14 protein-coding genes are annotated in these 13778 nt (G+C 56.8%); all 14 read right to left on the reverse strand.

The window, feature by feature from the left end:
- Positions 1-133 precede the first annotated feature (133 nt).
- Entirely contained in the window at positions 134-802 is a 669-nt protein-coding gene (gene nth, locus AV656_RS03955; RefSeq protein ID WP_063179135.1) for an endonuclease III, read from the reverse strand.
- A gap of 74 nt (positions 803-876) precedes the next feature.
- Positions 877-1587, reverse strand: coding sequence for a DnaD domain-containing protein (locus AV656_RS03960; RefSeq protein WP_082818601.1), 711 nt, complete (start codon positions 1585-1587; stop codon positions 877-879).
- 23 nt (positions 1588-1610) lie between these two features.
- On the reverse strand, positions 1611-2906 hold the full coding sequence (gene asnS / locus AV656_RS03965) for an asparagine--tRNA ligase (protein ID WP_063179137.1): 1296 nt from the start codon (positions 2904-2906) through the stop codon (positions 1611-1613).
- A gap of 23 nt (positions 2907-2929) precedes the next feature.
- Positions 2930-4123 carry a pyridoxal phosphate-dependent aminotransferase gene (locus tag AV656_RS03970; RefSeq protein ID WP_063179139.1) on the reverse strand — a complete coding sequence of 398 codons (1194 nt, stop codon included), beginning with the start codon at positions 4121-4123 and terminating at the stop codon, positions 2930-2932.
- A 15-nt stretch (positions 4124-4138) separates the two neighbouring features.
- Complete coding sequence (locus AV656_RS03975; protein ID WP_063179141.1) at positions 4139-4618, reverse strand: DUF5590 domain-containing protein; 480 nt, start codon at positions 4616-4618, stop codon at positions 4139-4141.
- A 7-nt stretch (positions 4619-4625) separates the two neighbouring features.
- Positions 4626-4796, reverse strand: coding sequence for a YpmA family protein (locus AV656_RS16060; protein ID WP_082818602.1), 171 nt, complete (start codon positions 4794-4796; stop codon positions 4626-4628).
- Positions 4797-4816: 20 nt separating this feature from the next.
- Complete coding sequence (gene dinG, locus AV656_RS03980) at positions 4817-7600, reverse strand: ATP-dependent DNA helicase DinG (RefSeq protein ID WP_231877234.1); 2784 nt, start codon at positions 7598-7600, stop codon at positions 4817-4819.
- A gap of 143 nt (positions 7601-7743) precedes the next feature.
- Positions 7744-8127 carry an aspartate 1-decarboxylase gene (panD, locus tag AV656_RS03985; RefSeq protein WP_063179143.1) on the reverse strand — a complete coding sequence of 128 codons (384 nt, stop codon included), beginning with the start codon at positions 8125-8127 and terminating at the stop codon, positions 7744-7746.
- Positions 8124-8981, reverse strand: a complete 858-nt coding sequence (gene panC, locus AV656_RS03990) for a pantoate--beta-alanine ligase (protein WP_419865547.1) — start codon at positions 8979-8981, stop codon at positions 8124-8126. The genes panD and panC overlap by 4 nt, the downstream gene beginning before the upstream one ends.
- Positions 8968-9816, reverse strand: a complete 849-nt coding sequence (panB, locus tag AV656_RS03995; RefSeq protein WP_063179147.1) for a 3-methyl-2-oxobutanoate hydroxymethyltransferase — start codon at positions 9814-9816, stop codon at positions 8968-8970. Before panB ends, panC begins: the two co-directional genes overlap by 14 nt.
- 251 nt (positions 9817-10067) lie before the next feature.
- Positions 10068-11057, reverse strand: coding sequence for a biotin--[acetyl-CoA-carboxylase] ligase (locus AV656_RS04000; RefSeq protein ID WP_063179149.1), 990 nt, complete (start codon positions 11055-11057; stop codon positions 10068-10070).
- A complete protein-coding gene (locus AV656_RS04005) occupies positions 11035-12228 on the reverse strand; it encodes a CCA tRNA nucleotidyltransferase (RefSeq protein ID WP_063179151.1) in 1194 nt (397 codons plus the stop codon). The genes AV656_RS04000 and AV656_RS04005 overlap by 23 nt, the downstream gene beginning before the upstream one ends.
- Positions 12225-13364 carry an N-acetyl-alpha-D-glucosaminyl L-malate synthase BshA gene (gene bshA, locus AV656_RS04010; protein ID WP_063179153.1) on the reverse strand — a complete coding sequence of 380 codons (1140 nt, stop codon included), beginning with the start codon at positions 13362-13364 and terminating at the stop codon, positions 12225-12227. Before bshA ends, AV656_RS04005 begins: the two co-directional genes overlap by 4 nt.
- Positions 13361-13777 (reverse strand): methylglyoxal synthase, encoded by a 417-nt coding sequence (mgsA, locus tag AV656_RS04015; protein WP_063179155.1) that lies wholly within the window; start codon positions 13775-13777, stop codon positions 13361-13363. Before mgsA ends, bshA begins: the two co-directional genes overlap by 4 nt.
- Position 13778: the final 1 nt, after the last annotated feature.

The raw sequence follows: 13778 nt of genomic DNA on the forward strand, positions 1-13778 counted from the left end.
ATTCGTACGCAAACCCGGGATGCACCCCACTTTTCGTACGCACCTTCTTTATTTCATACACAAACTCTCACAGCTCTCATGTAATCTAAAAAACCGGAATTGCCTTTTTAGCGGCAATTCCGGTTTTTGGTGCTTATTCCTCTTCTTCATCTTTGTTGTTCAGTTTCATGCGCTTGCGCCCTTCCCGGCACATGTTGAGGATCGGGCAGATGCCGCATTCGGGTGCCTTCGCTTTGCAGAAGTAGCGTCCGAAGAAGATCAGCTGGTGGTGGGTCTGTGACCACTCGTCCTCCGGTGTCCAGCGCATCAGTTTCTGTTCCACCTCAAGCGGGCTGTCTTTCCAGCGGTTGAGGCCCAGACGCTTGGATACCCGTTCCACATGCGTGTCAACGGCAAATGCAGGAACGCCATAAGCAACGGAAACGACGACGTTTGCAGTCTTTCGGCCGACGCCGGGCAATGTCGTTAGCGTATCCCGGTCATCCGGGACGATTCCGCCATGCTTCTCGAGCAGGATTTCGCTCAGCGCCCGGATGTTCTTTGCTTTGTTTCTGAACAGGCCGATCGAACGGATATCGTTTTGGAGTTCCTCAAGCGGTACGCCCAGGTAATCTTCCGGGCGCTTATATTTTTGGAAGAGATCTTTTGTCACCCGGTTGACCAGTGCGTCAGTACACTGGGCCGACAGCAGCGTCGCAACCAGCAGCTCAAACGGATTGTCGTGGACGAGCTCACAGTGTGCGTCCGGGTACATGTCGGCAATTTCTTCTCGGCATACATTCCATTGGGCTTTCGTCAGCATGTCCTGGTCCTTTCTGAAACGGCCGGCTCCCGATTATTTCTGCGGAAGCCGGCCGTCGGGTATTGGTCTGCCGGTCAGTCCCGCTCTTCCAGCCAGTTGTAGAACGGGACTTTCCGATTGGATTCGTTGCCTGATGCGTGCCTCTGCGGCTGGGAATGGCCGCGGAAATTCCGGGCCTCCCCTTCCGCCTGATCGACGGTCCGGATATTTTTCTTTTTCCACTCGAACAGGATCCGGTCGATATAGCGGAGGCTCACCTTCCGTGCAATCACCGCTTCGCGAAGCGCCGCTTTGATCAGATCAGAGGAATGGCCGTCCTGGTCGAACCACATCGAGATCGTCTCGCATTCCATCGGGGAAAGAAGCCGTCCGAACTCCTGCTCGAACAGGGCGAAAATCTCCCCTTCTTCCGCCTGACGGTTTTCTTCCTCCTTGCCGGAGCAACCGAGCACCTGCGCATCGACCAGACGTGTCCAAAGCGGCTGAAGGCTATAGTTTTCATTCAGCACGCCCTTTTCGTCCATCGTCCGCTCGATTGTCAGGAAACCTGACTGCATCAGGCGCTGGAGGCCGTGGCCGATCTCCTCATCGGACAGGGACATTCTTGATGAAAGATCTGACGGTCCGGGAAGACCCTGTCCGTTTTCAGCAAACGACATCAGTTGCAGGACAAGCAGGGCATCGAGGTCACGGATGCCAAGCTGCTTATAAGAGCTAAAAAAGAGCTGGGAAATGGAGACATTCCCCTGCTCAATCCAGATGCGGAGCCGATCCTGACTGCTCACCGAATCAACCTCCTTCATCTTTATCATGGGTAGAGCCTGTTCAGCAGACGCGGGAACGGAATGGCTTCGCGCACATGTTCCGCTCCGGAGATCCAAGCGACAGTGCGCTCAAGGCCGAGACCGAAACCGGAGTGCGGCACGGAGCCCTGCTTGCGGAGTTCCAGGTACCATGCATAGGCTTCAGGATCGAGCTGATGCTCTTCGATCCGCTGCTTCAGAAGACCATAGTCATGGATCCGTTCGGAACCGCCGATGATCTCACCGTACCCTTCAGGCGCAATCAGGTCCGCACAGAGTACGACGTTGTCGCGGTCAGGATGCGGCTGCATGTAGAACGGCTTGATCGCCGTCGGGTAGTTGACGATGAATACCGGCTTGTCATAGTGTTCGGCGATGGCCGTCTCGTGCGGTGCGCCGAAGTCATCTCCCCATTGGATATCATCGAAGCCTTTTTCATGGAGGAATTCAATCGCTTCATCGTATGTGATGCGCGGGAATGGCGCCTGAACCTTCTCGAGTTTCGACGTGTCGCGGCCGAGGACACCAAGTTCCAGCTTGCAGTTTTTCAGTACGGACTGGACGAGGTGGGAAACATACTGCTCCTGGACCTCAAGGCTTTCGTCGTGTTCCGTAAATGCCATTTCCGGTTCCATCATCCAGAACTCGATCAGGTGGCGGCGGGTCTTGGACTTTTCCGCACGGAAAGTCGGACCGAACGAGAATACCTTGCCCAGTGCCATCGCTGCGGCTTCAAGATGAAGCTGGCCGGACTGGGACAGAAAGGCATCCTCCTCAAAGTATTTCGTGTGGAACAGTTCAGATGTGCCTTCCGGTGCGGAACCGGTCAGAATCGGCGGATCGATCTTAACGAAACCGCGGTCGTTGAAGAATTCATACGTTGCGCGGATGATTTCGTTACGGACCTTCATGATGGCATGCTGCTTCTTGGAACGGAGCCAGAAGTGACGGTTGTCCATCAGGAATTCGGTGCCGTGCTCTTTCGGCGTAATCGGGTAGTCTTCCGCCTCGCCGATCACTTCGATGCCGGAAACCTGGAGCTCGTAGCCGAATGCGGACCGCTCGTCCTCGACAACGGTGCCGGTCACGTACATCGACGTTTCCTGGTTCATCGATTTCGCCGCTGTAAACACTTCTTCAGGGACATCCGCCTTGACGACGACGCCCTGCACGAAGCCGGAACCGTCTCGCAGCTGAAGGAAGGCAATCTTCCCGCTTGAGCGTTTGTTCGCGAGCCAGCAGCCGATGCGGACTGTTTCTCCGGCATGCTGCGGCATTTCTTTGATCATGATTTTATCCATAAAGTAAACCTCCGTATGTTCGTTCAGTCTTGCCAGCGCGCCTCCACAAATTCACGGATCCTCCGGACGGCTTCCTTGAACTGAGATAGTTCGGTTGCGTAGCTGAGGCGGATTGTGTCCGGTGCCCCGAAGCCGCTGCCCGGAATCACTGCGACCTTGGCTTCTTCGAGGAGAGCACGGGCAAAGGCATCCGTGTCTTCGAAGCCGGTCTTGCGGACCGCCTCTGACACGTCAGGAAGCAGGTAAAATGCACCCTGCGGCTTCAATACCTTGAAGCCCGGGATATCGGAAAGGAGCGGATAAACGGCATCCAGACGGTTCCCGAAATCCTTGCGCATTGTCTCGACCGCATCCCATGGCCCTTCGTATGCCTCAATTGCGGCATATTGCGATGTCGTGACCGGGTTTGAAGTGGAATGGCTTGCGAGGTCCGTCATCGCCTTGATGACCGCCTCTTCGCCGCACGCGTAGCCGATCCTCCATCCCGTCATCGAGTGGGACTTCGAAACCCCATTGATGACGATCGTGCGGTCTTTCGCATCATCCGAAAACGTAGCAATGGATACATGCTTGGCATCACCGTAGACCAGTTTTTCATAAATCTCATCGGAGATGATCCAGATGTCCGCTTCCCTGCAGACTTCAAGGATGTCCCGCAGCTCGTCCTCCGTGTAAATCATCCCCGACGGGTTGCTCGGTGAGTTCAGGATAAACGCTTTCGTCTTGTCCGATACCGCTTCTTTCAATTGCTGTGCCGTAATCTTGAATCCGGAATCGACAGATCCTTCCACGTGTACGGGCACCCCTCCGGCAAGTTTCACCTGTTCGGGATAGCTGACCCAGTAAGGAATCGGGATGATGACTTCGTCGCCCGGGTCCAGGATGACCTGGAACAGCGTATAGAGAACGTGCTTCGCCCCGATTCCGACGAGCACCTCAGATGGCTTGTATGTAAGTCCGTGGTCCCTCGACATTTTCCGGATGATGGCATCCTTTAGCTCCGGAAGGCCGCCTGCCGGCGTATATTTCGTCTTGCCTTCCTTCATCGAGGCGTAGGCGGCTTCGATGATGTGGTCCGGAGTATTGTAATCCGGCTCTCCGGCACCGAGTCCGATGACATCGATGCCCTCTTTTTTCATCTGCTTCGCCTTTGCCGTGATCGCGAGCGTCGAAGATGGTGTAAGCGTTTCTGTCCGTTTTGCGAGTCTGCGGTCCATGCCGGGAACCCCTTCCTATAAGTTCAATATTTTCTTGCGCATGCTGCCATCCACAAAATTCATCTGAACATAGTTCAGCTTATCATCCGGCCCGGTAAAAGCCACTTCCCAGAACGGGCCGGATCCGTCTGTCCCGAGGTGGACGTGGAGAACATCCGAAACATTCATTTCCTCACGTACCGCCGTGAGGGCCTCCTTCGGACTGATGCCGTCCGAGAGAAACACGCCACGGATCTCACCTTTTTTCCCATCAGGAACAAATACTGCCTTGGCGCGACCCTCCTCGTCCTTGCCGAGCACCGTTATGGACGGTTCCGCCCCGTTCACCGGGTAGGCCCTGGTGATCTCGGCAAGATGGCCTTCTTCGGCCGCACGCGCCTCGGCCCTCTCTTCCGCTTTGCCGATGGGCTTCTGGGCCTGATAAAAGACGATGACCCCGATGAGCGTGAAGAGAGACAGCGTGAAGATGACGGTAAACCTGATCCAGTTTTTCATGACGCGGTCACGTCCTGTAGATCGTGAAAACAGCCGTCTCCTGATCATCCGGGTCGAGTGCAAGGCCGAACATCAGGTCGTCTTCCTTCAATGTCCGGTTGAGCGCATCGACGATTTTATAGAGGTCCGGCTGATACTTGACCTTGACCGTGTTCACAATTTCAATTCTGCTTTCCATATTAGACCTGCCTTCTGTCTTCATACTTCGTCATTATACCAACTTTCCAATTCAATCACCATATCACCGAGTCCGACTTTCTTGACCGGAACCGGGGGCAATGCCCGGATAAACTCGCCGCCGTATGATTTCTTTTCGATCCTGCGGTCCAGCACAATGTAGGCGCCCCGGTCGGATGTTGAGCGGATCAGCCGGCCGAACCCCTGACGGAACTTGATGATGGCCTCCGGAAGGGAAAGTTCCTGGAACGGGTTTTTTCCCGAGGCGGCGACTTTTGCAGCTCGGGCCTTGAACAGCGGGTTCTCCGGAGAACTGAACGGCAGCCGGACCACAATGACCGCTGCGAGTGCATCACCCGGCGCATCCACGCCTTCCCAGAAGCTGTCCGTGCCGAACAGGACAGAATGGCTGAACCGCTGGAAGGACTTTAGAAGGCGCATCCGGCTTCCCGGCGTGATTCCCTGTGCGATCAGCATGTATTCCGCGAGCAGCTCGCTGTCCACGATCAGCTCATATGTCTTCCTCAGCATGTCATGGGAGGTAAAGAGCACAAAGCATCTTCCTCCCGTCGCGATCACTGCCTGGACGACGGCATCCGCAACGGATTCGATATACTCCTGCTGCGGCACGTTCAGGATATCCGGCATATCACTCACGATGAACATTTTTGCCCCCCGGTAAAATTCCGGCGGAGCCGTAAACTTTCGGATTTCAACCGCCCCGGGAAGGCCGATCTGATCAGCGATAAACCGCTCCCGTCCCGGAAGAGAAAGGGTCCCCGATGTCCAGATCACGCCGAACTGCCCGTCCGGGTTCACCGCTTTTCGGATCATGCCGGAAACGTCGGCCGGCTGCCGGACGATTTTCAGACTGCCCGGGATGCTCCTCATATCCGCCTCGATCCAGGCAGCCGCGTCATCCAGTCCGGACGGGCCGAACAGTTCCATCCATCCGGCCGCCTGCAGTCGGATTTCGCGGATCCAGTGCTGCCACTCCGACAGGAATCTGGCTTCTTCAGGCTCGATGCGCCCGGCTGAAACAAGCGGTGAAGTAAGTTCCGTCACCTTGTCCAGATACGCATACAACTGCTCGCCTGCCTCCCTGCAGAGCGGGATGAGCTGTTCAAGATCAGCAAGTGCGTAGGTCCGTTTTTGTTCATGCGGGCGGTCTTCGCCCAAAGTCTGAATCAGCATCTGAATACCCTCAAATGCGTGATCGAATGCGTCCATTGCCCGATCATACATCTCCCCCGCCCGGACGGCTTCCCGTTCGCCGGGAATGCCTGTTTTGCGGGCCAGCGAAACAAACCGGTCCTGAAGGAGCCCTTCACCGGACCTGCCCATCTGGCCGAGTGTGTACTTGAAGTCCGTGTAGGAAAAGAGAGTTTCTGCATGAGACCGCGCCGCCGTGATGAACTGATGGGCTTCATCAATGACCATTCCCGACAGATGCGGAAACGGCGAATGGTTGCGGTCCTGAGCCGACAGGAGCATGGCATGATTGGTGATGATCAGATCCGCGTTTCGCGCGCAATTCAGGGAACGGAGATAAAAGTCAAGCTTCTCCAGTTCCCCGTCACGGACGGCCGCCCGGTACTTACGGATCTTGTCAAGGAACAGCCCGCCCCCTCCTGATACGTTGAGTTCCTCCAAGTCTCCGGTCTCGGTTCCTGACAGCCAGACCACCACCTGCAAAATGGCAAGAGTCTCGTCATAGGATTCATCTGTCGCCGCCAGGATGCCAGCAAACCGCTCGAGATCAATATAGTGTCCTACCCCTTTCAGAAGCGCTGAAAGCAGCGGCACACCAAGTGCCCGTTCCACTTTCTCCATGTCCCGGCCGATAATCTGTTCGGTCAGATGGTTGGTATAGGTGCTGATGACAGCCGGTTTTCCTTCCCGGAGGGCGTGCACCGCTGCCGGAAGGAGATAGGCGAATGTCTTGCCGATACCGGTCGCAGCTTCTGCCGCGAACTCGGACTTTGACTCGAGGGTACGGTACACCGCATCCATCATCGCGGATTGGGCCGGACGCTCCTCGTACGGCTCAAAAGCATTCCGGAACAGCGATTCCTTTTCATGCGGGTCTTCGGGATACACAATATCGGCGTTAATACGGTTTTTTTGTGGAACCGGCTCTTTCATCGCGATGCCTTTCCAGATCCTGTAACCGCCTTCCCCTGTGGCCTGACTGCGCTTTTTCTTGAGTGCGCCGTAGAACAGTGAACTCAGGTCTGACTTGAGCCGGAATGACCGTTTATGAAGGATGGAAAGCGTCGGCTCCGGCAGCCGGATGGTCTCTTTCTGGAGACGGATCAGGAGCTCCGCAGTCGCCTTGGCATCCTCAATCGCGCGATGGGCATTTTCCAGGCTGATGCCGAATTCCGCGGAAATATCCTGCAGCTTGAAACTTGCCGCAGAAGGACGGATGATTTTTGCAAGTTCAACGGTATCAACTGTTTCCCCGCTCCATTTCGGCAGCCCCGCCCGCCGGAATTCATGTTGCAGAAATGGCAGGTCGAACGAAACATTGTGCGCGACAAACACACATCCCTCCAGCCATTCCCTGATTTCGGCCGCCCGGTCCTCGAACAGCGGGGCACCTGCCACGTCTTGGTCACGGATTCCGGTCAGGCTGCTGATGAAGGCAGGAATCTTCCGTCCGGGATTCAGGAAGGTGGAGTACGTTTTTGTCACAGCCCCGTTTTCCACGAGGGCCATCCCGATTTCGATCATCCTGTCTCCGCTTTTCGGTGAATGACCGGTCGTTTCGAGATCCACGACCGCATATCGTTTTCCATCCATCATTATCATCTCGCTGTCCGTCGGTGTCTTACGGAAATTGTACCACATCCGGGGCTTTGAATCGTCTGACCGGCTGCCTAAAGTGTGAACTGCCCCAAGCCAAACAAAAGAACTCCCGAAGCACAGGAATCGGGAGTCCCATTTCAATAGACTGTCGCTTCCGGCTCATGGCCGACGATGGCGTCAATCCTGTTGTTTTCGCCCATCAGGACGATGTTCGGTGTATGCTGTTCGGCTTCTTTCCCATCGACATGGACGTAGCTCAGAATGATGACAATGTCTCCGGGCTGGACCAGGCGTGCGGCTGCCCCGTTGACGCAGATGACCCCGCTGCCGCGGCTGCCCTCGATGATATAGGTTTCAAAACGTGCCCCGTTGTTGTTGTTTACGACCTGGACTTTCTCGTTCGGAAGCATGCGGGCCGCATCCAGAATGTCACGGTCGATCGTGATGCTGCCCACATAGTTCAGGTTGGCCTCCGTGACAGAGGCACGGTGGATTTTTCCGTTCAGCATCATTCTCATCATGATGTCTTCCCCTCCATTGTGACCAGGACATTGTCGATCAGGCGCGCTCCGGAAAAGCGGACCGCTGCGGCGATAATCGCTTCCCGCGATTCCGGATTCAGCGGGCGGAGCGACGGATATTCGAGGATTTCCGCATAATCGGTCTCCGCTGCCGGGATGCGCCCGAGAGTGTTGCGGACCATGCCGAGCACGAGTTCCGGATCGCCGGACTCCCGCAGCACCCTTGCGCCATCTTTCAGTGCTGCATAAATGGCAGGGGCCTCCTGCCGTTCTTCATGCGAGAGCCGGACATTGCGCGAGCTTTTCGCGAGGCCATCCTCTTCCCGGACAGTAGGCACACGGCGGATCTCAAGCTGGAAGTTGTAATTCCTGACAAACGTTTCGATAATGGCCAGCTGCTGTGCGTCCTTCTGGCCAAAGTAGGCCCGTTCAGGCCGGGTTATGTGGAACAGCTTCGTGAGGACTTTCAGGACGCCGTCAAAGTGGCCCGGACGGCTCGCGCCGCACAGTACGTCCGCCTGCCTGCCGGGCAGAATCCGGATGTCGCTGTCTTCCGGATACATCTCCTCCGGCGACGGATGGAACAGGATGTCGACACCCGCCTTTTCCGCAAGTGCCGCATCCCGCTCCAGATCCCTCGGATAGCTGTCGAAATCTTCCCCGGGACCGAATTGTGCTGGATTCACAAAGATGCTCATGACCACGACGTCATTTTCTTTTCTGGCTTCACCCGCAAGCGCCAGATGCCCGTCATGAAGATAGCCCATTGTCGGGACGAAACCGACGCTTTTCCCTTCCGAAGCCAGGCGGCGTGCCGCTGCGGCCATGTCCGCCACTTTCTCAATGTGTCTCAACGGGATCGCCTCCATACAGTTTGCCTGCCTCTTCCTCTTTCATCGTAAAGCGGTGGGCATCGGAAGGGAAGGAGCCTTTCCTTACTGCTTCCGCGTAGGCTGCGATGCCGTCCCGTATCGGCGTACCGGCGTCGGCGAACTGTCGGACGAACTTCGGCACATGGTGGCTGCCGTATCCGATCAGGTCATGAAAGACGAGCACTTGGCCGTCTGTTTCCGCGCCGGCTCCGATTCCGATTACCGGAATGGACAGTTCTTTGGTAATCCGGCCGGCAAGCTGGTGAGGAATGCATTCGAGGACGAGCATGCAGGCACCGGCGTCCTGCACTTCCTTCGCCTCCCGGATCAGCCGGAGCGCATCTTCAGCGGTCTTTCCCTGCACCTTGTAGCCGCCTGTCACGCCTGCCGACTGCGGCAGGAGACCGAGATGCGCAACGACCGGAATTCCGGCTGTCACCAGTCTCCGGATGGCATCCGTCACAATGCCCGCCCCTTCCAGCTTCAAAGCGTCCGCTCCGGTTTCCCGGAACACGCGGACCCCGGCTTCAACTGTCCGGTCGAGGCTCCCGTGATAAGTGCCGAATGGCATGTCTACTACTGTGAACGCCTGCCCTGCCCCGCGCCTGACCGCCTTGCCGTGATGGATCATGTCCTCCAGTGTCACCGGCACGGTCGACTCATAGCCGAGCACGACCATCCCGAGTGAATCTCCGACCAGTAATACATCGATTCCGCTTTCGGCAGCCATTTTCGCGGTCGGATAGTCGTACGCGGTCATCATGGCGATCTTCTCGCCATGCTGTTTTTTCTTCATCAGGTCTGCAGTAGTTGTCATTGTTCTTCTCCTTTCCTGGAGAAAACCAAAAGCCCTTCCACCAAAAAAATGGCAGAAGGGCTGAATAAGCATTCCGGTCTTCTCCGTCCCTGTCTTTTCGGATCAAGGCGGACCAAGTCTATTTGCGGCCGGTCCCGTTTCGGGATGGCTTCGCTTTTCCGGTCAATCAGCTCGTTTCAGGTGCAGTTCAGTTATGATACCGCCCTTCTCCGCCTCCAATATAGCAGAAAGCGGTTTTAGGGCGCAAGAGGCTATTCTGCCGGCTCGATGTCTGCAGAATAAATGCCGCGGATGCGGCCGTCTTCCGTACGGATCTCCAGCACACCGTCTTCTGTGATGCCGATGGCCGTTCCGGTCACGGTCTCCCGCATCATGACCGCGTTCACTTTCCTGCCGATCGTATCGGAGTTTTCCTCCCACAGTCCCTTGATGGGTGCGAATCCCTCTTCAAGATACAGCCTGGAGTAGAAGCCGATGTTCCGCAGTACCGCGGCTGCCAATGCAGCACGGTCAACCGGCTGTCCTGATTCGATCCGGATCGAGGTCGCGATATCCGCCAGCTCTTCCGGGAAGTCTTCCGGCTCCTGGTTTACATTGATGCCGGTACCGATGATGATCGCCTGGACACGGTCGGGTTCGGCCTGAAGTTCGGTCAGGATTCCCGTCACCTTTCTTCCGCCGATCAGCAAATCATTCGGCCACTTGATGCGCACTTCCACATCCGCCGTCTCGCGGATGGCCCGGCAGATGGAAACAGCGGCAATCAGGGTGAACTGCGGTGCCCGGTGCGGCGGAATGTCAGGCTTGAGGATGACACTCATCCAGATTCCCTTGCCGGCAGTGGATGACCACGGCCTGGCAAGCCGTCCGCGTCCCTCCGTCTGCTCCTCCGCGACGATCACCGTACCGTCAGGAGCGCCGTTTTGCGCTTCCCTGTGGGCGATCGGCATCGTGGAGCCGACTGTTTCAAAGTAGATGATTTCGCTGACGAACGAATCATCCTTCAGGTGCTTGCGCAGCAGCGCGGGTGTCAGCCGGTCCGGTGAAGCCTCGAGCACATACCCCTTTTTCCGGATGGATCGGACAGTGTAGCCCTCCTCCTCCAGTTCGCGCACCCACTTCCAGACCGCCGTACGGGAAACACCCGCCTCATCGGCCAGCATTTGTCCGGAGACCGGCTCTCCGCCTGCCTCCATGAGCCGCCTGAGCAGGCTTTCTTTATCCTTCACTTTCAATTCCATCTAAAAACCATCCTTTGATGTCTTCCCGGGTGTTCTTCAAATACCCGGTGACGACCTCTTCCTCGATGTTTGACAGCCACTTTTTCACCCATGGTCCGCCCTTCTTCCCTGACCACGCGATCAGGTCATTCCCGGTGATGGCGAGTTCCCTCAGGGAAGTGATCGGAAGCTCTCTTATTAGAGAACTGATCATCTGGGGTTCGTCCGGCATTCCGGACTTCCCTGTCAGGTGGGCGATCCGAGACCCTGCGATAAGCGCCGGCTCCGGCAGCCGGTATGCATCCATCGGACTGTATGAGCGTTCCGAGCGGATTTCGCAGGACGTGAGGATGTCTCTTACAGAACGCTTCTCTGCGTTCGACAGTTTAAATGGATTCCCGTCCTGCAATCCGGCCATATGATAGAGAAGCGCCCAGCCCTCTACCGGTTGGGAGGGCTTGCCGAATTTCTCCCAGATGCCGAGGTTCGTTCCGGAAAATGCCCGGTCCATTAGCGGAAGGTGCCCGGCGAGTCCTGTCTCCGCCATCACTTGTGCTGCCAGGCCCGCCCTTCCGCTTGTCCAGATCTTGTCCATTTCCATCTTGATTCGCTCCACTGACACATGACGGATGCTTACGGCATGCCTGCTGATTGCCATCTTTGTCTCCGGTTCGATTTGAAAGCCCGTTTTTGCTGCAAAACGTACAGCCCGGAGCATCCTGAGTGCATCTTCCCCGAATCGTTCGTCCGGATTGCCCACCGCACGGATGATTCCCAGCCGGATGTCCTCCTCGCCGCCGAACGGGTCATAGAGGGAGCCGTCACCCCGGATCGCGATCGCATTCATCGTAAAATCGCGGCGGCGTAGGTCCTCTCTAAGAGAAGTCACATATTCAACATGGTCAGGACGACGGTGGTCGGTATAAGTGCCTTCTGTCCGGTAGGTCGTCACCTCGACCGTCGGTGCCGGGTCAAGGACCATCACCGTGCCGTGGGCGATGCCGACATCAGCCGTTTTCGGGAAGATCGCCTTGACCTCTTCCGGCAATGCCGCCGTCGCGACATCCACGTCATGTGCCGGCAGCCCCATCAGCCGATCGCGGACGGCGCCGCCGACAATCACCGCCTCATGGCCGGCATCCCTGAGCCGGTCAACGACTTCAAAGGCTGCCTCCCAGTGCTTGTCCGTCAAGATTCCATCCTGTCCAGCAGCTCGTAGTAGGCCGACTCGTATTCATGGACGATCCGCTCCGAGCTGAATCGTTCCCGAACCGAACGGATGGCGTCACGGGAAAACTCGGAAGCGAGATCTGGATCCTTCAGGATGCGGATTGCAGCCTCGGCGTACCCCTCGATATCGCCGAGCGGGCGGATAAAGCCGTTTTTCCCGTCTTCGATCACTTCGGGAATACCGCCGATGTCCGAGCCGACGCATGGTACGCCGCAGGCCATCGCCTCGATCAGGACAAGGCCGAATGCCTCTTTCTCGGAAACCAGCATGTTCAGGTCGCTGATCGAGAACAGGTCAGGCAGATCGTCGCGCTTCCCGAGGAAAAGCACTTCCGTCCCGAGCCCTTCTTCCGAGACAAGTGCATGGATCGGATCGACCTCCGGGCCGTCTCCGACCAGGAGCAGCTTTGACGGCACTTCCCTGTTGATGATGGCAAAACTCCTCACGACATCTTCGATGCGCTTGACCTTCCTGAAGTTCGATACATGGATGACAATCTTGTCCGACTCGGCAATGCCGAGTCCCGTCTTCATATGCTGTGAATTGACGGGGCGATAGCTGCGGTCGTCGATGAAGTTGTAGATGGTCCGGATCTCATTCGCCGGCCGGATCAGTTCATACGTCTCTTCTTTGAGAGAATGGGAGACGGCGGTCGTCATATCGGATTTGTTGATTCCATATTTGACTGTCCCGGAAAGTGTCCGGTCATGGCCGAGGATCGTCACATCCGTCCCGTGCAGTGTCGTGATGATCGGGATGGGCACGCCGGCCATGTCACGACCGAGCGCCGAACAGATGGCATGCGGGACGGCATAGTGGGCATGCAGGATGTCCAGTTCCTCCTCGACGATAACTTCCGATATTTTATTGGCCAGGGCGATATCATACGGCGTGAACTTGAAGACGGCATATTGTCCGACTTCCACTTCATGTACCGTGATGTTCGGCTGGTCCATGTAAAGGCGGAACGGACGGCCCGACGTGATGAAATGAACGTCGTGGCCCCGCTCCGCCAGCAGGATACCGAGCTCGGTTGCTACGACCCCTGAACCGCCCAGGGACGGATAGCAGGTAATGCCGATCTTTAGTTTTCTCATGACTTGCCACCGCCTTCCGGATTCTTGTTGAGCCGCCAGTCAAGATGATCCTCCGACAGGCCGCGGAGAAGCACTTCCGCCGTGCCCATGTTCGTCGCAAGCGGCACCTTGTACACATCCGACAGTCGGAGGAGTGCCGAAACATCCGGCTCATGGGGCTGTGCGGTGAGCGGATCGCGGAAGAAGATGATGAGATCGAGGCGGTTCTCCGCCACCATCGCCCCGATCTGCTGGTCACCCCCAAGCGGGCCGGACTTGAACCTGTGAACATTCAGCCCTGTCGCCTCAGCGACGAGTTTGCCCGTCGTGCCGGTCGCAAACAAAGCGTGTTCCTTGAATATGGGCAGGTAGGCGATGACGAACTGGATCAGGTCATCTTTCTTCCTGTCGTGTGCGATCAGTGCGATATTCATT

The sequence above is a fragment of the Bhargavaea cecembensis genome, assembly GCF_001619585.1.
Taxonomy (GTDB): domain Bacteria; phylum Bacillota; class Bacilli; order Bacillales_A; family Planococcaceae; genus Bhargavaea; species Bhargavaea cecembensis_A.

Bases quoted from the DNA above. Each gene is read 5' to 3' on its own strand.
- AV656_RS16060 (WP_082818602.1), bottom strand. From the start codon at position 4,796: ATGGAAAGCAGAATTGAAATTGTGAACACGGTCAAGGTCAAGTATCAG.
- AV656_RS03975 (WP_063179141.1), bottom strand. From the start codon at position 4,618: ATGAAAAACTGGATCAGGTTTACCGTCATCTTCACGCTGTCTCTCTTC.
- dinG (WP_231877234.1), bottom strand. From the start codon at position 7,600: ATGGATGGAAAACGATATGCGGTCGTGGATCTCGAAACGACCGGTCAT.
- AV656_RS03970 (WP_063179139.1), bottom strand. From the start codon at position 4,123: ATGGACCGCAGACTCGCAAAACGGACAGAAACGCTTACACCATCTTCG.
- asnS (WP_063179137.1), bottom strand. From the start codon at position 2,906: ATGGATAAAATCATGATCAAAGAAATGCCGCAGCATGCCGGAGAAACA.
- panB (WP_063179147.1), bottom strand. From the start codon at position 9,816: ATGACAACTACTGCAGACCTGATGAAGAAAAAACAGCATGGCGAGAAG.
- mgsA (WP_063179155.1), bottom strand. From the start codon at position 13,777: ATGAATATCGCACTGATCGCACACGACAGGAAGAAAGATGACCTGATC.
- nth (WP_063179135.1), bottom strand. From the start codon at position 802: ATGCTGACGAAAGCCCAATGGAATGTATGCCGAGAAGAAATTGCCGAC.
- panD (WP_063179143.1), bottom strand. From the start codon at position 8,127: ATGATGAGAATGATGCTGAACGGAAAAATCCACCGTGCCTCTGTCACG.
- AV656_RS04000 (WP_063179149.1), bottom strand. From the start codon at position 11,057: ATGGAATTGAAAGTGAAGGATAAAGAAAGCCTGCTCAGGCGGCTCATG.
- bshA (WP_063179153.1), bottom strand. From the start codon at position 13,364: ATGAGAAAACTAAAGATCGGCATTACCTGCTATCCGTCCCTGGGCGGT.